Genomic DNA, 25,355 nt, shown 5'->3' on the forward strand with positions numbered 1-25,355 from the left:
ATATGGCGCTCTTCATCGGCAGCAACTGCATTGATGTCAAAGACGGGATCTGCACGCAGGCCTGCCCGGTCGACTGCATCTATGAGGGCGAGCGGATGTTCTACATCCACCCGACCGAATGCATCGAATGCGGGATGTGTGAGAGCATCTGCCCGGTGGATGCGATCCGCTATGATGACGAGGCCGACGCCGCTGAGGCGGATTTCGTTCAGATCAACATCGCGGTGTTTCAGAACGCAGACGGCCAAATTTCCGAACCCGGCGGCTGGCGCAAAACCGCGCCGCCGATCCCCGACCATCCGGCGGTTGCGGCGCGCCGCGCGCAGACCCGCCCCTCTCAGGAATAGGACAGAGCATGCAAGGAATTATTGCCGCCGTGCCGACCCCGGTCGACGCGAAGGGTGCGCCGCTGCGCGATCTCTTTCTTGGCCATTGCGCCTGGGCACTCGACCATGGCTGTGACGGGCTGAACGTGCTCGGCTCGACCGGAGAGGCCAATTCGTTTGACACCGCAACCCGGAAACGGGTGATGGGCTGGGCCGCCGAAAGCTTGGATTGCGCCCGTCTGATGGTGGGCACCGGCACCCCGTCGCTGGACGAGACCATCGCGCTGACCCGGCATGCGGATGATCTGGGCTATGGCGTCGCGCTGGTGCTGCCGCCCTATTACTACAAACCCGTCTCTGATGAGGGGCTGTTTGACTGGTACGCGGCGCTGCATGAGGCGCTCGGCACGCGCAGGATCGCGGTTTACTTCTACAATTATCCGCAGATGACGGGCATCACCCTGTCCGTTGCACTGATCGCGCGGCTGCGGGCAGCCTTTCCCGAGCGGTTCTGCGGGATCAAGGATTCGTCGGGGGACCTCGCTTATTGCCGCCAACTGGCGCGCGACGTGCCGGGGCTGCAGGTCTTTCCCAGTTCCGAGACCTCGCTCTCGGAGGCCGTTCCGTCGGGGTTCGCGGGCTGCATTTCCGCAACCGTCAATCTGACGGCGCCGCTCTGCGCGCAGATCTGGGCGGCGCGTTCGGCACCGCCCGCCGATCTGGTCGCGCAGATTACCGCGCAACGCGGGGCGATCAGCAGCCAACCCCTGATCCCGGCGATCAAATATCTGGTCGCACGCCAACGCGGCGATGCGCGGTGGGCCAAGGTTGTCCCGCCCTTCGCGCCCCTGACCGAGGCGCAACGGGCCGCCCTGAACGCCATTCCGGACCTGGCCGCGGCGATGGCGCTGTGACCGCGCGATCAGGGGGAGACTGCCGATGCGCAACCACGATCATCTGATCAAAGGCGAATGGGTCAGTTCTGGCAACTATCAGGACAATGTGAATCCCTCGGACACGCGGGATGTGATCGGCGCCTATTCCTATGGCGATGCCGCTTTGGTCGAGGCGGCTGTCGCGGCCGCCAAATCCGCGCAGGCGGGCTGGGCCGATGCCACGCCGCAAGCCCGCCATGATCTTCTTGAGGCCGTCGGCCGGGAGCTGGCCGCGCGCAAGGAAGAGATCGGCCGCCTTCTCGCGCGCGAGGAGGGCAAGACCCTGGCCGAGGGGATTGGTGAAACCCTGCGCGCGGCGCAGGTGTTCAAATTCTTCGCCGGGGAATGTCTGCGGCAAGTGGGGGATCTGCAAGCTTCGGTGCGGCCCGGCATTGATGTCGAGGTGACGCGCGAACCTGTCGGCATTGTCGGGCTGATCACGCCGTGGAATTTTCCGATGGCGATTTCGGCATGGAAGATCGCGCCCGCGCTCGCCTTTGGCAATTGCGTCATCCTGAAGCCCGCCGATCTGACGCCCGGCTGTGCGCATATCCTCGCGCAGGTGCTGCACGAACAGGGCTGCCCGCCCGGCGTGTTCAATCTGGTGATGGGGCGCGGCGCCACGGTGGGCGAGGCAATCGTCACCCATCCCGATATTGCGGCAATATCCTTCACCGGGTCGCGGACCACCGGCGATCATATTGCTGAGGTCTGCGGCCGGATGAAGAAGAAGGTGCAGCTGGAGATGGGCGGCAAAAACCCCATGGTCGTGCTGGACGATGCCGACCTTTCCACGGCGGTTTCGGCCTGTCTGAACGGCACCTATTTCTCCACCGGGCAGCGTTGCACCGCCTCGTCGCGTCTGATCGTGCAGGCGGGCATTCACGACCGTTTCGTCGAAGAGCTGATCCGGCAGATGCAGGCCTTGACGGTGGGCGACGCGCTGGATGCAGGCACGCAGATCGGTCCGGTGGTGGATGCCCGGCAACTGAAATCCAACCTCGCCTATGTCGACCTGGCCAGATCCGAAGCGGCTGAGGTGATCGGCGGAGAACGGCTTGAGCTGAACAAGCCCGGCTTTTATCAGGCCCCCGCCTTGTTTCTGGGCACCACCAACGCGATGCGGATCAACCGCGAAGAGATTTTCGGCCCCTGCGGCTCGGTCCTCAAAGTGGACAGCTTCGACGCGGCGGTGGCGATGGCGAATGACACGGAATTTGGTCTGGCGGCGGGGATTTGCACCACCAGCCTCTACCATGCGCGGGCGTTCAGGCGGCGCGCCGAGGCGGGCATGGTGATGGTCAACCTTCCCACGGCGGGGGTTGATTACCATGTGCCCTTTGGCGGGCGCAAAGGATCCTCATTTGGCGCGCGCGAACAGGGGCGCTATGCTGTTGAATTCTATACGGTGGTAAAAACATCTTATGTTTGTGCGGGGTGATCATGGCTGACAGGGACATCTGGACGAAAAGGTTCTCGGATCTGGCAAACCACATTGCCGAATGGTCCGAGGACCGGGATTTCCATGTGGGGGCCGTCATCGTGGGGCCAGATCATGAAATCCGCGCAACAGGGTATAATGGCCTGCCGCGCGGCGTGAAGTCCGGGGATGATGCCCGTTTTGACCGCGCGAGCGGCGAGAAGTTCTATTGGTTTGAGCATGCTGAGCGCAACGCGATCTACAACGCGGCGCGGGTTGGCACGCCGGTTGCGGGATGCACGATCTACGTCAACCGCTTTCCCTGCGCCGATTGCGCGCGGGCGATCATTCAAAGCGGCATCACCATGGTCATCAGCCCGCCGCGGCCGGAGCATGACGGCGCCCTTGATCACAGTTTCGCGGTGTCAGAGGTCATGCTGCGGGAGGCGGATGTGGAGGTGATCGCGACCTGAGCGGCGTCGGGCAGGCACCGGCGCGTCCGAAGGACCGGGCGCATCCGGCTGGATCGCGCTGCGGCCCATTGCGACCGGCGGGATCCGGCAATAGCCTGTCGTCTGGCGCAGGGTATTGTGAAGGGCAGACACATGCAGATCGGTTTACTCTTGTTTCCGGGCCTGACCCAACTCGACCTGACCGGGCCGTTTGAGGTTTTCAGCAGCATGCCTGGCGCCGAGATTTCGTTGATCTGGAAGACGACAGAGCATGTCACCTCGGATGGCGGCATGCGGATCCTGCCGTCGCACAGCTTCGGGACGGCGCCAAAATTGGATGTGATCTGTGTCCCCGGCGGCCCGGGGCAAATTGATCTGATGTCCGACGCCGGGACGCTGGCATTCCTGCGCCGCGTTGCGGGAGAGTGTCAGTGGGTCACCTCGGTCTGCACCGGCTCGCTGGTTCTTGCGGCGGCGGGGCTGCTCACGGGGTACCGCGCCACCTCGCATTGGGCCTCCCTCGACCAGCTCGCGCTGTTCGGGGCGATCCCGGTGCCCGAGCGGGTCGTGCGCGACCGCAACCGGATCACCGGGGCGGGGGTGACCTCAGGCATTGATTTTGCCCTGACGGTGGTGGCTGAGATTTTGGGGCAGCGCGCGGCTGAAGAAATCCAGTTGCAGATCGAATATGATCCGGCGCCGCCCTTCACCGCGGGGTCGCCTGCCTCGGCAGATCCGGAGCTGTTGGCGGTGGTCAAAGCCAATATCGCACCTTTCATCGAACGGCGCCGGAAGGTCTCAGAACTGGCGGCAGAGGCCCTGCACAAGGCGTAGGTTACCTGCGGTGCGGCGGCAGCCGTCTGCGTCCGCCGCCAGAGGGTGGTGGTGGCGCCATCCCGGCCCGGGCGGGGCCGCGCCCGGATGCCGGGTCATGGCCCGGCGCGATGAGGTTCAGGCCGGTCCACAAGAAAAGCCCGCAACGGCGGCGTCACAAAGTCGAGGAAGACGCGCACGCGGTGCGGCAACCGTTCTCCGCCGAAAAACAGCGCGTGAATATCCTCGGTGTCGCCCTGAACGCTCTCGGCCAGAACCTCAACCAGCGTGCCCGCTGCCAGATCCTGCCGGATGTGGAACTCGCCCATCCGCGCCAATCCCATCCCGGCCAGCGCCATGCGCCGTACCGTCTCGCCATTGTTGGCCAGCAGCGGCCCCGTGACCGTGCGGTCCACCATCCGGCCGCTTTCGCGGAGCGGCCAGACCGGGGAGGAGCGGCGGAAGTTAAAGCCAAGGCAACGGTGCTGCGCCAGATCCGCGGCGGACCGGGGGGTCCCGTTGCGCGCCAGATAGGCCGGCGATGCCACGATCAGACGGGGTGCGGTGCCCAGCTTCAGCGCCGTCAGGCTGGAACTGGCCAGACTGCCGACGCGAAAGGCGATATCCGTGCGGTCGAGATAAAGGTCAACGACCTCATCAGACAGCGAGAGGTCAACGACCATATTGGGAAATGCCGCGCAGAACGCGGGCAGGATGGGCTCGATCGCGACCATGCCAAACCCGACCGAGGCGCTGACCCGCAATGTGCCGCCGACGCTCGCGGCGCCCTGGGACAGGTCGCGCTCCAGATCCTCGATCCCCGCCAGCAGCGTTTGGCTGCGCTCGTAATAGATCCAGCCCTCTGCCGTCAGGGACAGGCGGCGGGTTGAGCGTTCGAGCAGGCGCGCGCCCAGCCGCGTCTCGATCCGCGCGATCATCTTGGACAGGGTGGAGGGCGTCATGCGCATCTGGCGGGCCGCCTCGGAAAAGCTGCCCGCTTCGACCACCCGCAAAAAGGCCTGCATCTCGCCCGCCCGATTGTCCATATCTGTCACCTGTGAATTTCATTCCAAGATGAAATGCAAAATCGGCCGATTATCAAGGCTATTCCGCAGGCGTATATCTCGGCTCAAGACAGAAAGCTGCGCCCCGGAGGGGATCTGCCACCGGGCGGGTTCCCGAAGCCACGCGCCCGGTGCGGGTGTGCGGTGGCGCTGATCGCGATAACAGGAGATGAAAATGCAGTATCTGGATGTCGCGGGGGCCAAGATCCCCGCGCTCGGCTTTGGCGTGTTCCGCATGTCAGAGGCCGAGGTGGAGGCGGTGGTTCCTGCGGCCCTTGAGGTCGGGTTTCGCCATTTCGACACCGCGCAGATCTATCAGAACGAGGCCGCATTGGGCCGGGCGCTCTCCGCGACGGGGGTCCGGCGCGACGATCTGTTCCTGACCACAAAGGTCTGGGTGGAGAATTACAGCGCGGCGCGGTTCCTTGCCTCTGTGGACGAGAGTCTGGACCGGCTGGGTGTGGCGCAGGTCGATCTTTTGCTCGCGCATTGGCCGGGCGCGGCGGTTCCGGTGGCCGAGCAGGTGGCCTGGCTGAACGCCGCGCAGGCGGCGGGCAAGACGCGGCTGATTGGCGTCAGCAATTACAACCGCCGCCAATTGCGGGAAGCGATCGCCCTCAGCGCCGCGCCCGTGGTGACCAATCAGATCGAGATGCATCCCTATCTGGATCAATCCGACATGGCGGCTGTGGCACAGGAGACGGGCACCCGCCTGACCGGGTATTTCGGCATGGCCGACGGGGCCGTCCCGCGCGATCCGCTGATCAACGATATCGCGGCGCGCCATGCAAAATCGGCGGCGCAGGTGGGGCTGCGCTGGCTGGTTCAGCAGGGGGTCGTCACCCTGTCGAAAACCGCGAAACCATCGCGTCTCGCCGAGAATTTCGACATTTTCGATTTCGTTTTGACTGCCGCCGAGATGGCGGCCATCAGCGGCCTTGCCCGGCCCGGGGGGCGTCTGGTGAGCCCCGACGGGCTGGCGCCCGAGTGGACCGCGTGAGGATATGGATATGAGCAACACAGAATACTTGCGTGGCTTCCGCTGGTCACTGCTGGCCTTGGCGGTGGGCGCCTTTGCGATTGGCGTCTCGGAATTCTCGCCGATGGGCATGTTGCCGGTGATTGCCGAAGGGGTGCAGGTCTCGATCCCCTCGGCCGGACTTCTGGTCAGCGCCTACGCGCTCGGCGTGATGATCGGCGCGCCGGTCATGACATTGCTGTTCAGCCGCTGGGGCAAACGCACCGCGCTGATGGCGCTGATGGTGATCTTTACCCTTGGCAACGTCCTGTCGTCGCTGTCGCCCGATTACTGGACGCTGCTGATGGCCCGCGTGGTGACCAGCCTGAACCACGGCGCCTTCTTTGGTTTGGGGTCGGTTGTGGCGGCCAGTCTGGTGCCGAAGGACAAACAGGCAAGCGCGGTGGCCACCATGTTCATGGGGCTGACCCTCGCCAATCTCGGCGGCGTGCCGGTGGCCACATGGGTCGGCCAGAACCTCGGGTGGCGTTCGGCGTTTGCGGGCACGGCGGTTCTGGGGCTGGCAACCATTGCGGCGCTGTGGCTGGCCCTGCCGAAGGGCACGCCCGGGGCGCGACCTGAGGTGATGCGGGAACTGAAGGTGCTGATGCGGCCGCAGGTGGTGATGGCGTTGCTGACCACGGTGTTGGGGGCCAGCGCCATGTTCACGCTCTACACCTATGTCGCGCCGCTGCTGGAGACGCTGACGGGGGCGTCGGGCGGGTTCGTCACGCTGGCGCTGGCCTTGATCGGCCTGGGCTTCACCCTCGGCAATGGCCTTGGCGGGCGCGTTGCGGATTGGTCGCTGGATGGGGCGACAGCGATTTTCCTCGCTGCGCTGGCGGTGATCATGCTGGTGATGCCCCTGCTGATTGGCAGCCATGCGGGCGCGTCGGTCGTATTGCTGGTCTGGGGCGGTGCCGCCTTTGCCATCGTGCCGCCGGTGCAGATGCGGGTGATGCAGGCGGCCTCGGAGGCGCCGGGGCTGGCATCATCGATCAACATCGGTGCCTTCAACCTCGGCAATGCCATCGGCGCGGCGGTTGGCGGCGGGGTGATCAGCGCAGGGCTCGGCTATGCCGCCGTGCCTGTCGCAGGCGGGCTTTTGGCCGCCGCCGGTCTGGGGATTGTCTGGCTGGGCCGCCGCGCGGGCAGGGGGCAGCTGGCCTGCGCCGTCTGAACCCGGGCGCTGAGGTTTTGTGCTGTGAGGGTTTGAAGGGGGGGAGGAGCTTTTCGCCCCCCCGCCACACGCTTCCAACGGGGGGACAACGGCGCCTGCCGCTGACCACAGCGTTTTGCGGGGAAGTGGCCGTACTGGTCGGCGAGGAACACTACCGGGGAACGGACGCCCTCAGGCTTGGGCCGGGTATTGATGCGCCTGATCGGAAGGCGCGGCTGGGGGCGATCCGCCGATCACCTTCACCCGCGCCACCGGTGGCGGAATGTGCCACCTGCCGGGTCGGAAAGCCCTTTGGACCATCGCTGTTGCGGTTCTCGGCGCGCTGGCGCGGAGGGCACCTCTGTCGAGATCACCATCGGCGGCAGAGAGGTGATGTGCGCTGCCATCTCAAAGCCCTGATCTTCAGCCCGTTCCGGTCCGCCGCGGAGGCCCGGCGTCGCATCCCGCCGATCCTGTCTCTTTGCCGCCCTCCCCCCGGCAAGCGCATCGGCGGGCAGATGCTGGGCGGATCCGGAACTCTGCCCGCGCGCGGCCTCTTTCGCGTCTGCCGTGCAGAGGCGCCCATGCACCGCGGCAGGAGACCTGACATCTGCCTCAGTGCGCCGATCGCGACATTGCCGGATCAGACGCGCATTCGCTTCGGATCCGGATTGCCCGGCCGCTTGGGGGCGCTGCCTTTCGCCGTATCTGGCGCAGCGCGCACTATTGCTCCCGAAAGGCGCGGGACATGCTGTCGACGATGGGCTTGGCGATATATTGCGCGAAACTGCGGGTTTCGGTGCGGATCATCACCTCAACCGGCATCCCCGGTTTGGGCACAAAGTGATGGACCCGCGCGAGCTCATCCCGCGTCAGCGAGGCGCGCACCACATAGGCTTCGCGCCCCGATGTCGGATCGCCGGTCGCGACCGCATCGGCGGAAATGTAGTCTACCTTGCCACTCAGCACCGGGGTTGTGCGCTGGTTCAGGCCGATGAGCTTGATCGTCGCCTCCTGACCGGGTTGCACGCTGTCGATATCCGAGCGGGAAATCAGGGTTTCGACGATCAATGGCGCATCGGCGGGCAGGATCTCGGCAATGGGGCGGCCCGGTTCGATCACGCCGCCTGCCGTATGGTAGTAAAGCCGGATCACCGTCCCTGCGACCGGGGCCACCAGATCGGTGCGCGACAGGACGTTTTCCGCCTTGCGGATCTGCTCGCGCACGCTTTCCAGCTCGGCCTGAATGCCCTGCAATTCCGTCAGGGCCGCCTCGCGGTGCTCATCCAGAGTGCGCTGGATCTGGGTCAGATAGCGCTGGCTCATGCTGTCAATCTCCAGCATCTCGGCCTCCATCCGGGCGCCTTGTCCTTCGGCGTCCAGTCGCGCGCGCCGCAGCGCCGAAACAGTGTCGCGGGAGATGATGCCCTTGTCGAGCAAACCCTGCTTGCTCTCCAGTTCCTCGCTCAGGATTACCTGTTGCGCCGCCATCGTGCTGCGCTGAATCTCATAGCCATGGCGGCGGGCCTCCAGCGCCTCAAGATTGCGCTGGATCAGCATCAGGTCATTCGACAGCGCGGATTGTGCCACCAAAAAACCCTTGCGCTGACCATCAAGAATGGAGGCGATTTCGGGGTCAGCGGCCTGACGGCTCAGATCCGCGGGAAATTGCAATTGCTGCGCGCCCTGATGTTCGGCCAGCAGCCGCGCCTGCGTCGCCTCCAGCCGGGCGCGGCGCACGTCCAGTTCGCGCTTGGTGGCGGTGGCCAGCGTGCCATCCAGCCGGATGATGGGTTGCCCGGCGGTGACGTTTTCCCCCTCGCGCACCAGAATTTCGGCAATGATCCCGCCTTCCAGATGCTGCATCACCTTGTTCTGGCCGGTGGCGACAAAACTGCCCTGGGCCATCACCGCAGCCGCCAGCGGGGCCCGAAAGGCCCAAAAGCCAAAGCCGCCAAAGGCCAGCGCCATCAGCGCAAATCCCAGCATGGCATGGTTGCGGACCCGCCGCGGCACCTCGGCATACCATTCCGCAGGATCGGTCGTTGTCATCACATGCCCTCCCTAAAGGTTCTGGCCGGGCAGATGCCCGCCGCCGCCCGCGCCGGACGCGTCAGCCCCCCCGGTTTTGCCCGCCAGCCGTTCGAGCACCGTTTCGCGGGTGCCAAACAAGGCCACACTGCCATTGGCCAGCAGCATGATCTTGTCGACCGAGTTCAGCAGCGCGGGCTTTTGCGTGATCACCACCGTGGTGATGCCATTGGCGCGCGCATGGTCGATGGCGCGGGCCAGCGCCTTGTCGCCCGCGACATCCAGATTGGCGTTGGGTTCGTCCAGCACCAGAAACCTCGGATTGCCGAAAAAGGCGCGGGCGAGGGCGATCCGCTGCTTTTGTCCGCCCGAGAGCGGCGCGCCATCGGCGGCCACGATCGTCTCATAGCCCTGCGGCAATTGCGCGATCATGTCATGCACATCGGCCAGCACCGCGGCGCGGTAGATGTCCTCATCTTTGGCCCCCCGCCGCATGCGGCCGATGTTCTCCTTGATCGTGCCGGGGAACAGCTGCACGTCCTGCGGCAGATAGCCGATATTCTCGCCCAGTTGCCGCGGATCCCAGTTGCGCAGGTCCATCAGGTCCAGCCGGACATTGCCGGAGGTGGGCAGGACCGATCCCACCAGCATCTTGCCCAGAGTGGTTTTGCCCGCACCGGAATTGCCGATCACCGCCAAAGCCTCGCCGGGGTTCAGCGCGAAGGAAATGCCATTCAGCACCACCTGTTTGGTGCCGCCGGGCACATAGAGCAGCCGCTCGACATCCAGCCGCCCCTCCGGATTGGGCAGCCAGAGCCGCTCGAACTGCAACCGCGAGCCTTGCAGCAGGCGCTGAATGCGCCCCTGTGCCGCCCGGGTCAGCAAAAACACGTGCCACCCCTCGATCGCGCCTTCGATCGGGGCGAGCGCCTTGCCCGCGATGATCGAGGAGGCGATGACCATGCCGCCGGTGATCTCGCCCGCCAGCGCCAGATGCGCGCCCCAGCCGAGCATGCAGACCTGCGCCAAAAGCCGCACCCCGCGCGAGACCGAGGCCGAGATGATGTTGCGGTCCTGCGCCAGAACCTGGGCCGTCAGCGATTGCGCGGTGTCGCGGCCCCAGATTTCCACCGCCTCGGGGATCATCGCCATGGCGTTGATGACCTGACTGTTGCGGGTCATGGAATCCAGATGCAGATTGGCGCGGCTTTGCGCGGCGGTGGCGCGGGCAAAGGGCTCGTGGGTGACCTTCTGGTTGATCACCGCAATCAGGGCCAAGGCCAGTCCGGTGACCACAACGATCATCCCCTGATCCGGGTGCACCATGAAAATCGCCAGCATGAACAGCGGCGCGAAAGGCACGTCGAGAAAAGACATCAGGGTGCTTGAGGTCAGAAAGCTGCGTAATTGCTGCAGGTCGCCCAGCGTCTGATATTCGCGGCCATTGCCCGACAGCGAGGCATGGGCCGCGGCGGAGAGGATGGGCGCGCCCAGCTGCGCCGCCAGTTCCACCGCGCTGCGCATCAGAATGAAGCGGCGGATGGCATCCAGCGCCGCTTGCAGGATCACGGCACCGACAATCACCAGCGTCAGCATGATCAACGTATCGACCGAGCGGCTGGTCATCACCCGGTCCGAGATCTGGAAGAGATAGATCGGGATCGCCAGGATCAGAATGTTGGTGGCCAATGTCATGATGAACACCAGCCCCAGATTGCCCCGCACGGCGCGAAGGCCGCGTTTCATCGCGCCGGAATAATCTTCGGGCCCCAGACGCCGGTGAAATGCGGCCCCACCGCCCGCACCGCCGGGGCCACCCCCCCCCGGGCCCTCGCCGGAGGGGCGCGGGGGTTTGCCGCCACCGTCGCGGCGCAGGATCGGTCCGCGATCCTGATCGAGCGTCGGCCCGAGAGGGGCGCCGCCCCGGTCCCAGCCACGGGTGCTGTTGCCGCGCTCCGGGGCAGGGGGCTCTTCGGTCTCCGGCAGCTTTGCGTTGTCTGGCAGCGTTGCGTTGTCCGGGAGCGGGTCCTGCCGCGCCGCCCTGCCCTGCGGCGGGGGTGCGGCAGGATCTGGGGATGCGCGGGGAGATGACGGCGCCTCAGCGGAGAGCGGTTCTTGCTGTGCCCGAGGCGGCTCAGCCAATGCGCTGGCGGCCTGCGCCATTTCGGCCGCCGCGGCCTCGGCCGCTGCCCGGCGCGCCGGGGCGGCCATCTGCGCGGTGCGCGCAAGCGCGGGTTGCTGCAGGTTCGGGATGGGGGCTGGCGCGGCTGACGGGGCGGGCCTCTCCGCCATGGGGCGGGCCGTGGCCGGGGCGGAAGCAGGTGCCGCATCTGCGGGGGCGGCGTCTGGCGGGTTTTGAGCCCCGTCGCGGCGCATCGCGGCCGTCAGCGGCAGTGGGTCTTTCCGCGCCGCAATCGGGGTCGCCGCCGCACTATCGCGGCAGGCGTGCGCGGTCTCATATGTTTCGCTATGGTCCTTCAACGTATCCCCCCCAGGTTTTCCACCTGTTGTCGTGCGGTTGGCGGCTGGGCCGTTCCGCGCATTCTGCAGTTTTGCGACAGGTGGCAGCGCCTGTCGCACCGGTCCGGCGTGGTGTCAGCTCATCAGCATGTGCAAGCCGTCCGGCGGAGCAGCAGCCCCCGCCAGATCGCCGGGATGGGCGAGGGCCTGCGGCAGGTCGGATTGGCCCTGTTCCATCATTTCGGGCACCAGAAAGGCCACCGCTTCGCTGACCAGCGCCGCCGACGGACCAGTCAGGCCGTCCAGCCCGGGCATCTGCGCGTCGATCAGGCCCGCCTGATGGATCAGCGCGTCGGAATAGACCTGCCCCGCCGCCACGAGCGCGGAATCGATCCCCAGATCATTGATCCGCGCCGCGTTCAGCATCACATTCTGCCCGGTGTCGATGCTCATGCCCGCGGCACTTGCGGTGGCCAGCGCCTCGCCCTGCGCCAGTGCGATCTGGTCGACATCGCCCAGATAGGAAAACTGCCGGATGATGTTGCTTTCGATCAGGTCGCCGGAAATATAGAGCGCCGACAGCATGGCATGCCCGTCAAACAGGGCATCGCGCGCCACCGTGGCCGACAGCGCCGCACCGCCCTCGGCCAGACTTTGCAACTGTTGCTGAAAACTGTCCTGAATCTCGTGCAGCGTGTCCCGGCTGCCATGCAGGATGTCGGCGCTGTTCATCAGCAGATCGTTGCCCCAGCTCCAGACACCATCGCCCGGGACGCCGCTGACATCGTCGACATCAAACAGGACATTCACCTGCTGGATCAGGTTCAAGGTGAGGAAATTGCCGCCAACGATGACGAAGTCATAATGCTGCGAGAGCGCCTGCAGGGTGGTGAAGTTCGACAAGGTGTTGTCGCCGGTGCTGATCGCCGTTGCCGAGGCGGTGAACACGGCCTCAACCCGGTCGTGATCACTGGCAAAGATGTGCTGATCGATGCGGTTTTCAAAGACCACATCCCCCTCGATGCGCTGCAACTGCCAGTGCGCGGGCAGGACCATCTCATGCGCAGATCCGGTCTGCGCCGCGGGGTCTGGCAGGCTCTGATGCGGGTCGATATGCGCCGCATTGATGGCGCGCGCCGCTCCGGGGGCCGGGTCGGTCTCTGGCGTTGGATGTGCGGCAGGCGGCGGGGCAGCGACGGGAGCGGTCACCCCGGTGATGTCGGCGCCGTGGCTGGCATCACCGGTTTCTGCCGCGCCGGTCAGATCCGCCGCAGCGGGGGGGCGTGCCTCCGGCATGGTGCTGTCGGCGGCGGCGCCTAGGGCCGTTCCGGCCGTGGTATACGCCAGATTGACTTGGCTGATCGCATCGATCTGCACCAGATTGCCACCGACCAGGATCACATCGGCATCAACGCCATTGGACGCGATATAGGCCTCGTTGACCGTCAGATTGCCGCCGGTGGTCAGGTGATGGCCCGCGGGAACGGCATAGGCATCGGCATAGCCTGCTCCGGGCGCCGCGGTGTCTCCGGCAGCGGGGGTTTGGTCCGCGGGCGGATCAATGCGGGCGGCGACGGCCGCGGGCAAATAGTCGTGAAAGTCCGGCATGCTGTCGGTGGCATGGCCGTTGACATAGACCAGCGTGACCTCATCCGCATCAGTTCCAGACGCATCGGTGCCGGCCGTGTCGGCGGCGCCTTCATCGCTGGCGGTCGGGCTGTAGAGCCGGATCAGCGGCATCTGGCCTGCTTCTGCGGGCAGGGCGGTGACGCTTTCGGCAAAGCTCAGGATGTCGGCGGCCGTGGGCACATCGGCATCAGGCAAAAGGCCATAGATCAGATTGGACAGATCGCCGCCGAGGGCTGCAGCTTGGGCGGCCAGATCATGCATGAATTCGGTCAGACCCGCGGGATCGGCAAAGCTGGTGCCGCCCCGGAAGGACAGCAGATCATTGTCCGACAGGTAGAGAACCTGCTCGGTCACGGTAATCACTTCCGGCGGCAGTGGAATTTTCCAGGTCACATCCGCCTTCTGGCCCGATGCGCCAAGGATCCGTGCCCCGGTGGACATACCCGACAGATGCAGGAGCGATATGGTGTGATGCGGCGTCGCCGCCAGTTCCACACGGATGCCGCCGGGCTGGCCCGGAGGCGATGGGGGCAGTTCCAGCCGGAGGCCAGGATCGAACCCTTCGAGATCATAGGGGGAGGTGATGTGAATGCGCACATGTGTGGGGTCAAAGGCCGGATCTGCTGCCGGATGGCGGCCGCGAAAGCCCTCATATTCCTCGCGCATGCGCAGGGTCTCGCCGGTGGTGTGCAGCGTCCCGATGAAATGCGCGATGATTTCAGAAATATGGTCCAATGGCATGTGAGGCGCCCCCTGTCGCCTGCGCCGGTCCTGCGGGTTGCGGGGTCTGGCGGGGCTTGTTTCAAATGAAAGCAAGCAAACGGGCCCGGCATGCCGGGCCCGCGAGAGAGTTTGTGATCAGCTCATGTCGTCCTGGCCGATCAGCGTGGTGGTGTGGTCGCCACCGACCACGGTCATATCCACCGTATTGCCGAGCACATTGGCCCCCATGACGATGTTCTGGTTGAAGGCCGCCAGATCCAGCGTCGCGGCTGCCGAGGCATGGGATTCCCCGGTGACATAGCCATCATCACCGTTGTGCGACCCCCAGGTGCCGCCGTTGCCACCCTCACCGCCCGCGCCGTTGTAGACGCTGCCGGCATCCCCGACGAGCGCTGCGCCGCCGGTGGTGTCGCCGATCATGCCGTCGCCGCCATAGCCATAGCCGCCGTTGCCGCCGTGGGCATAGCCCTCACCGCCATCACCGGTGCCGTTCAGCATCGCGTTCGAGGTGGCGCCGCCATTGGCGAGGCTGGCAGCATCATTGCCGGAGTAGCCACCCGTGCCATAGCCCGAGATCGCCTGTGCCATGCCGTCGGCGCTGCCATCGATGTCATGTTCGGCAAAGACAAAATTCATCCCGCCGTCGCCCGCATCGCTGTCCGCGTCGGCGCTGCCGTCGCCATTGGCATCCGCCGCCGCGCTGGCCTGGTTCACGCCCATGCCGCCCTCGGTGGTGCCGGTGCTGGCCTGACCGGTGCCGTCGCCCTGATTGGCCGCGGCGGCTTCATTGATACCGCCATTGCCCCCCTGAGACGAGCCGATGCCTTCGCCCGAGCCGACCGCGCCCACATCGCCGGATTCAGCGCCCGCATTGCCACCGTCACCGCCCTGCGACGAGCCGATGCCCTGGCCCAGCCCGATCCCGGCCACATCCCCGGATTCCGCGCCGCTGCCACCGCCACTGCTGCCGCCGCCATGCGGCATGCCGCCACCGTGCATCATGCCCATCGGGCCACTGGCACCACCGCTGCGGCTGTCGGCGTCGCTTTCGGCCGAGCCGAGGCCGCCGCCCAGACCAAGGGCCCCGGAATCACCGCCGTCGCCGCCCGTGGCATCTGCGCCCGATGCGCCCAGACCGGCCCCGATGCCCAGCCCCGCGGCCGAGGAATCGCCGCCATTGGCATCTTCGGCCTCGGCGTCCGCGCCGTTGGGGCCAAGCCCGACCCCGAGCGCCAGCGCGCCCGCATCGCCGCCCGTGGCATCCTCGGCCTCGGCGTCCGACGCCGCGCCCGCCAAGCCAAGGCCAACACCCAGCGCGGCGGAATCGCCGCCATCGCCGCTGTCGCCGTCGGTTTCCGAGTCGTTCTCGGCATGGGTGTCGACGTCATTGTCGGCATCCGCATCGCCGCCCCGGCCGCCGGTGGTTTCGCTGTCATTCGAAGCGTTGCTCAGGCCCAGACCCAAAGCCGCCGAGGTCACCGCAGCATCGCCGCCATTGCCGGTTTCGGATGAGGCATTGCCACCTTCGTCGCCTTCACCGTCGCCGCCCGCAGCAAAGCCGCCGAGTGCCATGCCGCCCCAGGCCGCACCACCATCGGCACTTCCGTGACCGCCGCCGTCACCGCCACCTGAGCTGGAGCTGATCCCGTCGGACGAGGTGGCCGTGCCGCCATTGGCCGACCCGCCAAAGGTGAATGTGCCATCGTTGCTGACGCTCGGGTCATAGAGGCTGTCATCATCATACAGGCTGGCGTTTTGCGCATTGACCACGCCGGTTGCCATGCCGCCACCATTCAGCGAATGGCTGAGGATGTTGTTCATCGACTGGTCATTGCCGGTGTCGATATCGCGGCCCGCCCCGTAAAACTCGCCGATCGCGGAATGATCCTTCATGTCGATGTCGATGTTGTCGTCATCGCGCGGGATCCATTCGCCGCCGCCGAAGTCGATGTTCACATCGACATCATTGGAGTTGGCGTTGCTGTCATCACCACCATTGCTGTTGTGCTGCTGTTGGGTTTGCTGCTGCTGTTGCGCCTGTTCCTGATCCTGCTCGGTTTCCGTTTTGGTGTCGGTGTCCACCTTCACCTCGGAACTCGCGTTGGATTCCGCATCAGCATCGGCATCGGCGTCCGCGTCTGCATCCGCTGCTGCATGTTGCTGCTGTTGCTGCGTATCGGCGTCAATCTCGGCCTTTTCGATGTCGATTTTGGCATCGACATCAATATTCACTTCGTCAACTTCCAGATCATCGAACATGACCTGATTGCTGCCGCTCGGACCTTTGCGTGACATGGCTCTCTCCCATAGCTTTCAATGCCCCGGGGGACCGCCAGTCGTTTCCAAGGCGGTAAAAGCGGGGCGGGTTGCTGTGACCGGCTCTGCAAAGGTTGTGTCAGGCAACAGCGCTGTGACCACCGGCGCGCGCTGCGCCGGTACCCGGTGGTGCACTGCCGACCGGCCCCATGGGCCATGCAGCAGGCACGGAAACTGATGCTGATTCGGCGGAGCCTTGACCCCGTTCCCCCTTGGAGAAACCGATGCCGGCCCCTCCAAGACCGGTGAACACAGGCTGCCAGCAACCCAGGACGCTCGCTAGATGACCAAACGGTTAATTTTTTCAATTATATAGTAACTATATGTTTTTTAATGATATAAACCGAATTTTTGTGCAAATTTCTGGAGTCCGCCGTTTCCCCAGCCTGCGAGGAGGGACTACGGGCTGGGGGTTCTGTATGTGCAGAAAATTGCGGCTGTAAACTCTTGTATGAAATAAAATTACCCCTCTGGGTTGCGCGCCCGGCGGCGGTTCTTTGCGGCCCATCTCCCTGTCTTTTTGGCAAGAGGGAATCAGTCATCCGCCGGGCAATAATCTTTCGGCTAGTTACGGATGCAGCCTTTTTGGGCTATTCTTCTTCAAAATGGGCATGATCAGTCTGATAGATGGCAGCCCATTTTCGGATATTGCATCCGGGGGGAGGGTAAAGTGGTGTTCGCGGTTGATACCGTCGTGCAGCCTGCCGAGAGCTGGCACGATCAGATTGTCTTTATCGGTAGTAAGTTTGTTTTTCCGGATGTCATGCTGCGCCTTGTCGGAAATGAAATCGATGGTGCCAGGGCCCGGAGAATGGAGGTCGCCGACTTCGATGAGGAGGGGGCGACCGGTCCGGTCCGCCTGCTGATATTTGAGGAAAGCTATGGTGCACGGTTGTTTGAAGATCCGCACCGTTTGCAGAGTTTATGCGGCGAAGCGGTGCCGGTCATGGCCTATCGGGATCTGACTTTGGCGCGGGCGCTGCTGCACCGCCAGCAGGACCGGCCACCCGCCGGGCAGATGCGGTTCTTGCCGATGGAAATGTCGGTCGAGGCGCTGGTGGCGATGATGCGGATGCTGCTCTCCGGTGAGATCATGGTCCCGGCGGCGCTGGTTGCCGGTCCGGAACCGGCACCAGGTCCGGCACAGGCAGGCGCCGGCGCGGTTCCGGAACCGCAGCCCTGCAGCAACCTGACCCGGCGCGAGAATGAGGTGCTCAGGCTTGCGGCCCGCGGGCAGCGCAACAAGGTGATTGCCGATGCGCTGGGGCTGTCCGAGCACACCGTCAAGCTGCACATTCATCACATCATCGCCAAACTCGGCGTCGCGAACCGAACCGAGGCGGCCACCCGCTATCTGACCGGGCAGGGCCGCGAGCCATGAGTGATGCCGCGCCACCATTCGCGTTGGCGCTGCAAGAGATCGGCCGGTTGACCTATGTCTGGACCAATACCGAAAGTCTGTTGGTGCATTTCATGGCGGGGCTGGTCGGCTGTGACAAAGAAACCGCGCTGGTGCTGTTTCTGACGTTGAACACCACCCGGGCGCGGGTTGATCTGGTCGAGCGTCTGGCCAAGCACAAGGGTATGCCCGAGGCGGATCTGCACCGCCTGTTGGCGGCGACGAAGGCGCTGGTTCAGCATGCCGCCGAACGCAACCGCTACAACCATGCGATCTATGCCTTTGATGCGGAAGGCGGCGGGATCAGCACGATCCAGATGCGGATCGCCGACCGTCGTGATGCGATCCGGATGGGGGACAAGCGGCGGCTGGATGGGGCGGCAATTGATGGGCTGCGCGCGACAATCGCGGATCTGACCGCCCTGAACCGCGCATTGTGGCAGCTTATCCATGATTTCGGTTTCCCGCCCTAGCGGAGTGCCGCGGGGTTCCGGCGCTTTCGCGGCCCGCCGACACCCGGGGTCTGGCTGCGGCAACTCCGGGTGCGCGCGGTCCCCGTCAGCCGGAAACACCGCCGCCTCTTTGGCGTGAAAATGCCTGGCCCTGTCGTCACGCGCCTTGCCTGTCCTCAGGTGCGGCCTGCGCTAGGCCCGAACCAGCCGTCGTCCCGCAAGGTGCATGTCCTGTTGAATCGCATCCGGAAATTCCCGGCCGCACACGAGCGTCTCTGCCGCCCAGAGCTTGCCGTGTGAATGCGGTGCCGCGCGGCCGATCTTGGACTGGTCCACCACCAGAATGCGGTGGCGGGCGCAATCAAAGATCGCGCGGCGGGCGCGAACCTCTTCCATGTTGAAATCCAGCAAATCGCCTGCCGCCGAAATCCCGCCCACACTGAACACCGCGAAATCCGGCCGCAGACGGGCGAAGAACTCGACACTTTCCGAGCCGATAAAGTCCAGATCGCGCAGCCGCACTGCCCCCCCCGCGAGCGAGACCGAGACCTTCGGGGCCAGTTGCAGCGCCAGAACCGCATGGATGTTGTTGGTGAAGACGCTCAACCCCTCATGCCGGGCGAGCGCGCGGGCGCAGGCCTCCACCGTGGTGCCGGTGCCAAGCGCGACACTCGCCCCCGGCGGGATCAGGGCGGCAACGGCTTCGCCGATCCGGATCTTTTCGTCACGGGCCACCGCCATACGGGGCTGATAGCCGATGTTGTCGCCGGGCGTCAGCAGATGGGCCGAGCCATGACGCCGGCGCACGATCCCCTCTTCGTCCAGCATCCGAAGATCGCTGCGGATGGTCTGGACGGTCACCGCCAGCCGTTCGGCAAGCGCCGTGGCCGACAGCGAGGCATGGCTGGACAAGAGGCTCAGAATGCGGTCGCGGCGGCGTGCGGTTTCTGTGTTTTTCATTTTCGTTCGAAACTAGGGGCAGCGCCAGTATGATCCAAAAACCCTGATACCCAAGCGAAAATTTTTGCAGATAAAGCCGCATGTCGTCACCTCTCTGTCACAGAGGCGGGGTATTCGCTGCCCATCGCCGTTTCAAAACAGCTTTCGTACGAAAGCACAAACCCCGGAGATCGACATGTCTCGTCTTGCCCTCGCCCTCATCCTGCCGCTGGCGCTGCCCGTCGCGGCCTCGGCCGAAACCCTGAAACTCTACACCTCGCAGCCGAATGAGGATGCGCAAAAGACGGTTGACGCTTTCCAGGCGGCGAACCCCGACATCAGCGTCGAATGGGTGCGCGACGGCACCACCCAGCTGATGGCGCGGATGGCGGCCGAGATGCAGGCCGGTGCCGGTCAGCCCGACGTCTTGCTGATCGCCGATACCGTCACGCTGGAGGGGCTGGCGCAGGAAGGCAAGCTGGCCGCCTACACCTCGCCCGAGGCTGCTGCCTATGATCCGGCGCTGTTCAGCGCGCAGGGCTATTATTACTCGACCAAGCTGATCACCACCGGCATCGTCTACAACACCGGCGCGACCGAGATCCCGGGCGCCTGGGCCGATCTGGAAAAGCCGGAATACAAGGGCCTCGTGGCCGCGCCCTCGCCGCTTTACTCCGGCGCTGCGCTGATCCATCTGGCAGCGCTGACCAACAATCCCGCGCTTGGCTGGAAACATTACGAGGCGCTGGCCGCCAATGATCTGCGCGCCGATGGCGGCAATGGCGGTGTGTTCAAGGCGGTTGCTTCGGGCGAAAAACCCTATGGCATTCTGGTGGATTACATGGCGTTGCGCGCCAAGGCCGAAGGCTCGCCCGTCGATTTCGTCTTCCCCTCGGAGGGTCTGACCTATGTCACCGAGCCGGTGGCGATCATGGAGGGTGCCGCCCACCGCGCCGCCGCCGAGAAATTCGTGGATTTCGTCCTGTCTGAGGCGGGTCAGCAACTGGTGTCCGACATGGGCTACATCCCGGCCCGCAACGGCGTGGCCAGCCCCGCAGGCTTTCCCGCCCGTGACAGCCTGAACCTGATGCCCTTCGATGCCGCCAAGGCCTTGGCCGATACCGACGCCAACAAGGCGCAATTCTCCGAGATCTTCGGCATCAAATGATCCGCCTCTCGCGCACCCTCATCAGCCGGTCCCCGGACCGGCTGATTTCTCTTTTGCTGCTGCCGGTGGCGCTGATCGCGCTGGGGCCGATCCTGCGGCTTTTGGCCGAGGGCTTTGGATGGGGCAGCGGGTTGACCCTGTCGCATGCGGCCGAGGTTCTGGGCCGCCCGACCACGCTGACCGCCTTGCAGCACTCGTTGATCACCGCCGGGGCCGGAACGCTGATTTCAATCGTGATCGGGGCTGCCTTCGCCTTTGTGGTGGCGCTGACCGATATTCGCGCGAAACAGGCGCTGGTGTTTTGCCTGATGATCCCGATGATGATCCCGCCGCAGATCACCGCGCTGGCCTGGATGCAAGTGACGGGGCCGTCGTCGGTGCTCCTGAAAACCTTGGGGATTGCGCCGCCGCTGGGCAGCCCGCAGCCGCTGCATTCGGCCTGGGGCATCGCGGTCTTGCTGGGCATTCAGCATGCCTCCATCGTCTTTCTGACGCTGCGTGCCGGGCTGCGGATGATCCCCGGCGATCTGGTCGAGGCCGCGCGGATTTCCGGCGCCCGGGGCGCCCGGGTCTGGGCACAGATCGTGCTGCCGCTGAGCCTGCCGAGCCTGGCCGCGGGCGCTGCAATGACCTTTGTGACCGCGCTGGGGAATTTCGGGATTCCCGCCATGCTGGGCATTCCCGCGCGCTATTCCACCCTGCCGACGCTGATCTATCAACGGCTTGCGGGCATGGGCCCCTCGGTGCTGCCGGAGATTGCGGTGCTGGCCCTGCTGATCGGCACGGTGGCCATTATCGGCGTGCTGGCCGGGCGGATCTTTCTGCGCCGCCGCGCCTATGGCCTCGTGGGTCTCTCGGCGCAGCCGTTGACGCTGACGCTGGGACGCAAACGCCCGGTGATTGAGTTTTTCCTGTGGGGTTTCATCGCACTGACGCTGGTTCTGCCGCTGCTGGCGCTTCTGGCCACCTCGCTGATCCCCGCCTATGGTGTGCCGCTGACCCTGCAGAGCGCCACGCTGAAAGCATGGGGCGAGGTCCTCTTCAACCAGCCCTTCACCCGCCGCGCCTATGCCAATTCGTTGTTTCTGGCCAGTGCCGCCGCCGCGATCCTGATGGCGGTGGCAATCCCGCTCGCCTGGATCATGAGCCGCCGTCCGACGCGCCTGACCCGTGCGATCGACACGCTGGTCGATCTGCCCTATGCGCTGCCGGGCGTGGTGCTGGCCATTTCGTGCATCCTGGCCTTCATGCGTCTGCCCTTCGGCCTCACGCTCTATGGCACGCTGACCCTCATCCTGCTGGCCTATCTCTCGCGCTTTCTGGTGGTGATGCTGCGCCCGGTGCAGGCTGCCATCGGCCAGCTGGACCCCGCGATGGAAGAGGCCGCCGCCAGTGCCGGGGCGCGCCTTGGCCGCCGTCTGCGCACCATCGTGCTGCCGCTCTGCGCCCCGGCGGCGGCGGCGGGCGCGATCCTCGTGTTCCTGACGGCGGTGAATGAGCTGACGGTCTCGGCCCTGCTCTGGGCGGGGGGCACGGAAACGCTCGGCGTGGTCATTTTCAACCTCGAAGACAGCGGCGATACGGTGATGGCCTCGGCGCTTGCCGCCTCCATCGTCGCGCTTGTCATCACCCTCATGGGGATCGTGCAGCTTGCTGCCGCCCGTTTGCCGAAAGGAACCGTGCCGTGGCAGGGTTGAGTATTTCCAACGTCTCCAAGCTCTTCGCGGGCACCCCGGCCCTGAACGGCGTCAGCGCCGAGATTGCCAAGGGCGAATTCGTGGCACTGCTGGGCCCCTCGGGCTGTGGCAAGACCACGCTCTTGCGCCTTACCGCCGGGTTTGAAATGCCCGACGGCGGCCAGATCGCGCTCGACGGGCAGATCCTTGCGGGCGGCGGCCGTTTCGTGCCGCCCGAAGACCGCAATATCGGCATCGTGTTTCAGTCCTATGCGCTCTGGCCGCATAAGACGGTGGCGGGCAATGTCGCCTACCCGCTGGAGGTCCGGCGGGTGCCCACAGCCGAGCGGCAGCGCCGCGTTGCTGAAGCGCTGGCGCTGACCGGCCTCACCGCCTTTGCCGACCGCGCGCCCGCGCAGCTCTCGGGCGGGCAGCGGCAGCGGGTGGCACTGGCCCGTTGCCTCGTCGCCGATCCGCGCGCGGTGCTGCTCGATGAGCCTTTGGCGAACCTCGATCTCGCGCTGCGTTCCGCCATGCAGGAGGCCTTCACCGCTTTTCACCGCCGCACCGGGGCGACGATGCTTTATGTGACCCATGACCAGACCGAGGCTTTGGCCTTGGCCGACCGCGTCGCGGTGATGCAGGGCGGCCAGATCCGGCAATTCGCGGCCCCCGAGGCGCTCTATGATCGGCCCCGCGATTGCTTTGTGGCGGGCTTTGTGGGGGATGGCGCGGTGATCCCCCTGCAGGCCACGACAATGCCACAGGGCGGGCGGGTCCTGGTCGAGGCGCTGGGTCAGCAGATCGAGGCGCGCGGTGCCGATGCCGCGCCGACCCATATCTGCATCCGGCCCGAGCAGCTGCGCATCGATCCGCAGGGGCCGATCCGCGCCCGCGTCAGCGCCTGCACCTATCAGGGCGGCCGCTTCCGGCTGGTGCTGGAGACGGCGCAGGAAACCCTGATCGCCCATGCGCCAATGCGCGCCCGTCCGGGCGAAGAGATGCGCCTGTCGCTGCAATCCCCTTGGGCCTTTCATGACCCAAGTGCCACCGCGATCCTGCGCGAGATGCAGGATGCGTGAATCTCTGATGTTCCACGCAGGGGTTGAGGATCGCGGCACCGCCCCCTGGATCGAGGTCTTGTCGGGTCTGGGCGAAAAGGGCCCCGCCTGTATCCGGCTCTGGACCGGGCGGCGGTTGTGGCTGCTGGATGTGGGTTTCGGTCCCGAGGCCAATTCGCCCTTTCAGCCCAAATGGTTGCAGGGGGCCGATGCGGTGTTCATCACCCATGACCACATCGACCATATCGGCGGCGCGGCGCATGCGATCCGTGCGGGCCTGCCGATCCACACCACGGCACAGACCGCGCGGGCGCTGCCGCCCGGCGCGGATCTGCGGCTGCTGCCCGAGCGGGGACAGACCGTCATCGACGGCATCACCCTGACCACCGGGCGCAATGGCCATGCTCTGGGCGGCGTCTGGCTGCATTTTGCGCTGGGGCGCGAGGGGCTGTTTTATTCCGGCGATTGGTCGGAGGAATCCGACTGGTTCGCCTTTGATCCGCCGCCTGCCGCCGGTACCGCGCTGATCGACGCCTCCTATCACCTCGACGCGGTGCCGCAACTGGCCCGGCGCGCCGCCCTGGATGCGGTGCTGGAGGGGCTCGACCCCTCGGTGCAGGTGTTGTTTCCGGTGCCCCCCTCGGGGCGCGCGGGCGAGGTGGCGCTGCATCTGATGGCGCGCGGTGCGGTCACGCTCGACGATGCCTGCCGCGCCACCTTGCGCGCCGCGCTGGCGGCGGGCGGGGTGAGTGCCAAGGCGCGCCAGCTGGCCTCGGTGATCGACATGCCCTTTGATCCCGCGGCGCGGTTCCTGATCTGCGACACGCCGAATGCGGATGGCGGCATGGCTTGGCGCCTCGTGCAGGATTGGCGCGACAGTGGCGCCCTGGGTCAGCGGGCGGTGGTGATCTTCACCGGCCATATGACCGCCCATGCCCGCGCCATCGCGGCGCATGGAGGGCATTTCACCCGCTGGAACGTCCACCCGCCGCTCGGCGATCAAAAGCGGATGCTGGCGCGGCTGGGCGCACGGCGCTTTGCGCCACTGTTTTGTCCCATGCCCGAGGATTACCTGCTGGAAACCGATCTGGCCCTGACCTTTGGCGAACGGACTCTGCTATGATCCTGCCCCCGTATGATTTTTGCCTGATCCGCCATGGCGAGACCGAGGCCAACCGCGATGGCATCATCGCGGGCCGGACCGAGGCGCAACTGACCGAGCCGGGCCGTGATGCCGCCCGCGCCCTTGCCGCGCAGGTCTGGCCGCGCCCCGTGGCGCTGTTCACCAGCCCGCAGGACCGGGCCCGCGAAACCGCTGCGCTGGCATTTCCGGCCCAAAGTGCGCGCGTTGTCGAGGATCTGCGCGAACGCAACTGGGGCATCCATGAGGGCCGCCCGCTTGCCGAACTTCCCCCCCGCACCACCACCCCCATTGCGGGTGAAGCCTGGGAGGTTTTGCTCGCCCGCGTCGCCGGGGCATTGCGGCAGTGCCTGATGGCGGCCGGAACGGCTCTGCCGGTCATTGTGGCGCATTCCGGTGTGATCCGCGCCGCACGCGCGCTCACAGGGGGCGATTTCACCGGGGCCTCAGCCCCGAACACAACCCCGCTGCTCTTCTCGGTCACCGCCGGTGGGTGGCACGAACAGCCGCTTTTCGCGGCAAGGAGCGACCGATGAGTTGCGTGATCTTTGATGTGGACGGCACCCTTGCCCAATTTGATGCCGAGCGGCTGGGTCCTTTGGTGCATGGCGTCGAAAAACGGTGGGACGAATTTCACGCGGCGATGGCCGATGCCCCCGCCATTGCGCCCATCGTCCGGCTGCTGCGCCATCTGAAGGCGCAGGGTGAGCAGATCGTCATATGTTCGGGCCGTCCGGTCGGTTGGCAGGCGCTGACCGAGGATTGGCTGCGGCAGGCCGATATCCCCTTTGATGCCGTCTATCTTCGGCAGCCGCAGGAAGATCCGCTGCCCGATCCTGACGCCAAGGCCCTTGCCCTGCAGCGCATCCGCGCCGACGGGCACCGGCCGTGGCTGGTGGTGGATGACCGATCCTCCGTGGTGGCTTTCTGGCGCGATGCCGGTCTGACCTGCCTGCAATGCGCGCCGGGCGATTTCTGAGCGGGGGCCAGGTACTGACTGCGGGGCAGGGCGGGGCGCAGCTCCCCGGCGCCGCGCCCCAAAGATCGGCTGCCCTGGCTTTTCCGCGCCTGGCCGCCAGCGCCATTTCGGCTACACTTCGCTGGGCCTTGGAGTCAGCAGGGATTTTGATGTCTCTCCTTTGTCCCGATTGGCACCGACGGTCGTGCCACTTC

The 25,355-nt window shown here is 65.7% G+C and carries 21 protein-coding genes; 15 read left to right on the forward strand and 6 right to left on the reverse strand.

Translation table 11 applies throughout. The annotated features are described in order from the left end of the window. The first annotated feature begins 2 nt into the window (after positions 1-2). The 5 genes from ACEN2S_RS09155 to ACEN2S_RS09175 all read left to right on the forward strand — a co-directional run bounded on the left by ACEN2S_RS09155 (position 3) and on the right by ACEN2S_RS09175 (position 3,967). Complete coding sequence (locus ACEN2S_RS09155; RefSeq protein ID WP_441865288.1) at positions 3-347, forward strand: indolepyruvate ferredoxin oxidoreductase subunit alpha; 345 nt, start codon at positions 3-5, stop codon at positions 345-347. Positions 348-355: 8 nt separating this feature from the next. Further along, positions 356-1,240 carry a dihydrodipicolinate synthase family protein gene (locus ACEN2S_RS09160; RefSeq protein ID WP_441865291.1) on the forward strand — a complete coding sequence of 295 codons (885 nt, stop codon included), beginning with the start codon at positions 356-358 and terminating at the stop codon, positions 1,238-1,240. 25 nt (positions 1,241-1,265) lie between these two features. Further along, complete coding sequence (locus ACEN2S_RS09165) at positions 1,266-2,702, forward strand: aldehyde dehydrogenase family protein (protein ID WP_441865294.1); 1,437 nt, start codon at positions 1,266-1,268, stop codon at positions 2,700-2,702. A gap of 2 nt (positions 2,703-2,704) precedes the next feature. Continuing rightward, positions 2,705-3,154 carry a deoxycytidylate deaminase gene (locus tag ACEN2S_RS09170; RefSeq protein WP_441865296.1) on the forward strand — a complete coding sequence of 150 codons (450 nt, stop codon included), beginning with the start codon at positions 2,705-2,707 and terminating at the stop codon, positions 3,152-3,154. A 132-nt stretch (positions 3,155-3,286) separates the two neighbouring features. Then, positions 3,287-3,967 carry a DJ-1/PfpI family protein gene (locus ACEN2S_RS09175; RefSeq protein WP_441865298.1) on the forward strand — a complete coding sequence of 227 codons (681 nt, stop codon included), beginning with the start codon at positions 3,287-3,289 and terminating at the stop codon, positions 3,965-3,967. 95 nt (positions 3,968-4,062) lie between these two features. On the opposite strand, the gene ACEN2S_RS09180 is transcribed toward ACEN2S_RS09175, so the two are convergent. Next, complete coding sequence (locus ACEN2S_RS09180) at positions 4,063-4,992, reverse strand: LysR family transcriptional regulator (RefSeq protein WP_441865300.1); 930 nt, start codon at positions 4,990-4,992, stop codon at positions 4,063-4,065. Positions 4,993-5,185: 193 nt separating this feature from the next. Here ACEN2S_RS09180 and ACEN2S_RS09185 point away from each other — a divergent pair, with 193 nt between their 5' ends. Beyond that, entirely contained in the window at positions 5,186-6,010 is an 825-nt protein-coding gene (locus ACEN2S_RS09185; RefSeq protein ID WP_441865302.1) for an aldo/keto reductase, read from the forward strand. Positions 6,011-6,020: 10 nt separating this feature from the next. Further along, positions 6,021-7,208, forward strand: coding sequence for an MFS transporter (locus ACEN2S_RS09190; protein ID WP_441865304.1), 1,188 nt, complete (start codon positions 6,021-6,023; stop codon positions 7,206-7,208). Between the two features lie 702 nt (positions 7,209-7,910). Here the strand turns inward: ACEN2S_RS09190 and ACEN2S_RS09195 are convergent. From ACEN2S_RS09195 to ACEN2S_RS09210, 4 genes are all read right to left on the reverse strand, one after another. Further along, entirely contained in the window at positions 7,911-9,239 is a 1,329-nt protein-coding gene (locus ACEN2S_RS09195; RefSeq protein WP_441865306.1) for an HlyD family type I secretion periplasmic adaptor subunit, read from the reverse strand. A 12-nt stretch (positions 9,240-9,251) separates the two neighbouring features. Beyond that, positions 9,252-10,964: a type I secretion system permease/ATPase gene (locus tag ACEN2S_RS09200; protein WP_441865308.1), complete on the reverse strand. Its 1,713-nt coding sequence runs from the start codon at positions 10,962-10,964 to the stop codon at positions 9,252-9,254. 849 nt (positions 10,965-11,813) lie between these two features. Then, on the reverse strand, positions 11,814-14,048 hold the full coding sequence (locus tag ACEN2S_RS09205) for a hypothetical protein (protein ID WP_441865310.1): 2,235 nt from the start codon (positions 14,046-14,048) through the stop codon (positions 11,814-11,816). Positions 14,049-14,165: 117 nt separating this feature from the next. Next, positions 14,166-16,325: a hypothetical protein gene (locus ACEN2S_RS09210; RefSeq protein ID WP_441865312.1), complete on the reverse strand. Its 2,160-nt coding sequence runs from the start codon at positions 16,323-16,325 to the stop codon at positions 14,166-14,168. Positions 16,326-16,920: 595 nt separating this feature from the next. Here ACEN2S_RS09210 and ACEN2S_RS09215 point away from each other — a divergent pair. Both ACEN2S_RS09215 and ACEN2S_RS09220 read left to right on the forward strand, forming a co-directional pair. After that, positions 16,921-17,727: a response regulator transcription factor gene (locus ACEN2S_RS09215; protein ID WP_441865315.1), complete on the forward strand. Its 807-nt coding sequence runs from the start codon at positions 16,921-16,923 to the stop codon at positions 17,725-17,727. Then, the gene (locus tag ACEN2S_RS09220) at positions 17,724-18,218 is read left to right on the forward strand and encodes a hypothetical protein (protein ID WP_441865317.1); all 495 of its coding nucleotides are present in this window, start codon (positions 17,724-17,726) and stop codon (positions 18,216-18,218) included. The genes ACEN2S_RS09215 and ACEN2S_RS09220 overlap by 4 nt, the downstream gene beginning before the upstream one ends. A 171-nt stretch (positions 18,219-18,389) precedes the next feature. Here ACEN2S_RS09220 and ACEN2S_RS09225 read toward each other — a convergent pair whose 3' ends face one another. After that, the gene (locus tag ACEN2S_RS09225; RefSeq protein WP_441865319.1) at positions 18,390-19,157 is read right to left on the reverse strand and encodes a DeoR/GlpR family DNA-binding transcription regulator; all 768 of its coding nucleotides are present in this window, start codon (positions 19,155-19,157) and stop codon (positions 18,390-18,392) included. A 175-nt stretch (positions 19,158-19,332) separates the two neighbouring features. Here ACEN2S_RS09225 and ACEN2S_RS09230 point away from each other — a divergent pair, with 175 nt between their 5' ends. The 6 genes from ACEN2S_RS09230 to ACEN2S_RS09255 are packed head-to-tail and all read left to right on the forward strand — an operon-like array spanning position 19,333 to position 25,161. Beyond that, positions 19,333-20,304, forward strand: coding sequence for an ABC transporter substrate-binding protein (locus ACEN2S_RS09230; RefSeq protein WP_441865322.1), 972 nt, complete (start codon positions 19,333-19,335; stop codon positions 20,302-20,304). Then, positions 20,301-22,001 carry an ABC transporter permease gene (locus tag ACEN2S_RS09235; protein WP_441865325.1) on the forward strand — a complete coding sequence of 567 codons (1,701 nt, stop codon included), beginning with the start codon at positions 20,301-20,303 and terminating at the stop codon, positions 21,999-22,001. The genes ACEN2S_RS09230 and ACEN2S_RS09235 overlap by 4 nt, the downstream gene beginning before the upstream one ends. After that, the gene (locus tag ACEN2S_RS09240; RefSeq protein ID WP_441865327.1) at positions 21,989-23,062 is read left to right on the forward strand and encodes an ABC transporter ATP-binding protein; all 1,074 of its coding nucleotides are present in this window, start codon (positions 21,989-21,991) and stop codon (positions 23,060-23,062) included. The genes ACEN2S_RS09235 and ACEN2S_RS09240 overlap by 13 nt, the downstream gene beginning before the upstream one ends. Further along, positions 23,055-24,164 (forward strand): MBL fold metallo-hydrolase, encoded by a 1,110-nt coding sequence (locus tag ACEN2S_RS09245; RefSeq protein ID WP_441865329.1) that lies wholly within the window; start codon positions 23,055-23,057, stop codon positions 24,162-24,164. The genes ACEN2S_RS09240 and ACEN2S_RS09245 overlap by 8 nt, the downstream gene beginning before the upstream one ends. Continuing rightward, on the forward strand, positions 24,161-24,718 hold the full coding sequence (locus ACEN2S_RS09250) for a histidine phosphatase family protein (protein WP_441865332.1): 558 nt from the start codon (positions 24,161-24,163) through the stop codon (positions 24,716-24,718). Before ACEN2S_RS09245 ends, ACEN2S_RS09250 begins: the two co-directional genes overlap by 4 nt. Continuing rightward, positions 24,715-25,161 carry a phosphatase domain-containing protein gene (locus ACEN2S_RS09255; protein ID WP_441865334.1) on the forward strand — a complete coding sequence of 149 codons (447 nt, stop codon included), beginning with the start codon at positions 24,715-24,717 and terminating at the stop codon, positions 25,159-25,161. The genes ACEN2S_RS09250 and ACEN2S_RS09255 overlap by 4 nt, the downstream gene beginning before the upstream one ends. Positions 25,162-25,355: the final 194 nt, after the last annotated feature.

It is taken from the genome of Phaeovulum sp. W22_SRMD_FR3 (assembly GCF_052113705.1).
Lineage (GTDB): Bacteria > Pseudomonadota > Alphaproteobacteria > Rhodobacterales > Rhodobacteraceae > JBGQOG01.

Bases quoted from the DNA above. Each gene is read 5' to 3' on its own strand.
- ACEN2S_RS09190 (WP_441865304.1), top strand. From the start codon at position 6,021: ATGAGCAACACAGAATACTTGCGTGGCTTCCGCTGGTCACTGCTGGCC.
- ACEN2S_RS09165 (WP_441865294.1), top strand. From the start codon at position 1,266: ATGCGCAACCACGATCATCTGATCAAAGGCGAATGGGTCAGTTCTGGC.
- ACEN2S_RS09255 (WP_441865334.1), top strand. From the start codon at position 24,715: ATGAGTTGCGTGATCTTTGATGTGGACGGCACCCTTGCCCAATTTGAT.
- ACEN2S_RS09215 (WP_441865315.1), top strand. From the start codon at position 16,921: ATGCAGCCTTTTTGGGCTATTCTTCTTCAAAATGGGCATGATCAGTCT.
- ACEN2S_RS09155 (WP_441865288.1), top strand. From the start codon at position 3: ATGGCGCTCTTCATCGGCAGCAACTGCATTGATGTCAAAGACGGGATC.
- ACEN2S_RS09230 (WP_441865322.1), top strand. From the start codon at position 19,333: ATGTCTCGTCTTGCCCTCGCCCTCATCCTGCCGCTGGCGCTGCCCGTC.
- ACEN2S_RS09195 (WP_441865306.1), bottom strand. From the start codon at position 9,239: ATGACAACGACCGATCCTGCGGAATGGTATGCCGAGGTGCCGCGGCGG.
- ACEN2S_RS09245 (WP_441865329.1), top strand. From the start codon at position 23,055: ATGCGTGAATCTCTGATGTTCCACGCAGGGGTTGAGGATCGCGGCACC.
- ACEN2S_RS09220 (WP_441865317.1), top strand. From the start codon at position 17,724: ATGAGTGATGCCGCGCCACCATTCGCGTTGGCGCTGCAAGAGATCGGC.
- ACEN2S_RS09250 (WP_441865332.1), top strand. From the start codon at position 24,161: ATGATCCTGCCCCCGTATGATTTTTGCCTGATCCGCCATGGCGAGACC.
- ACEN2S_RS09210 (WP_441865312.1), bottom strand. From the start codon at position 16,325: ATGTCACGCAAAGGTCCGAGCGGCAGCAATCAGGTCATGTTCGATGAT.
- ACEN2S_RS09175 (WP_441865298.1), top strand. From the start codon at position 3,287: ATGCAGATCGGTTTACTCTTGTTTCCGGGCCTGACCCAACTCGACCTG.
- ACEN2S_RS09185 (WP_441865302.1), top strand. From the start codon at position 5,186: ATGCAGTATCTGGATGTCGCGGGGGCCAAGATCCCCGCGCTCGGCTTT.
- ACEN2S_RS09205 (WP_441865310.1), bottom strand. From the start codon at position 14,048: ATGCCATTGGACCATATTTCTGAAATCATCGCGCATTTCATCGGGACG.
- ACEN2S_RS09235 (WP_441865325.1), top strand. From the start codon at position 20,301: ATGATCCGCCTCTCGCGCACCCTCATCAGCCGGTCCCCGGACCGGCTG.
- ACEN2S_RS09200 (WP_441865308.1), bottom strand. From the start codon at position 10,964: ATGAAACGCGGCCTTCGCGCCGTGCGGGGCAATCTGGGGCTGGTGTTC.
- ACEN2S_RS09160 (WP_441865291.1), top strand. From the start codon at position 356: ATGCAAGGAATTATTGCCGCCGTGCCGACCCCGGTCGACGCGAAGGGT.
- ACEN2S_RS09170 (WP_441865296.1), top strand. From the start codon at position 2,705: ATGGCTGACAGGGACATCTGGACGAAAAGGTTCTCGGATCTGGCAAAC.
- ACEN2S_RS09225 (WP_441865319.1), bottom strand. From the start codon at position 19,157: ATGAAAAACACAGAAACCGCACGCCGCCGCGACCGCATTCTGAGCCTC.
- ACEN2S_RS09180 (WP_441865300.1), bottom strand. From the start codon at position 4,992: ATGGACAATCGGGCGGGCGAGATGCAGGCCTTTTTGCGGGTGGTCGAA.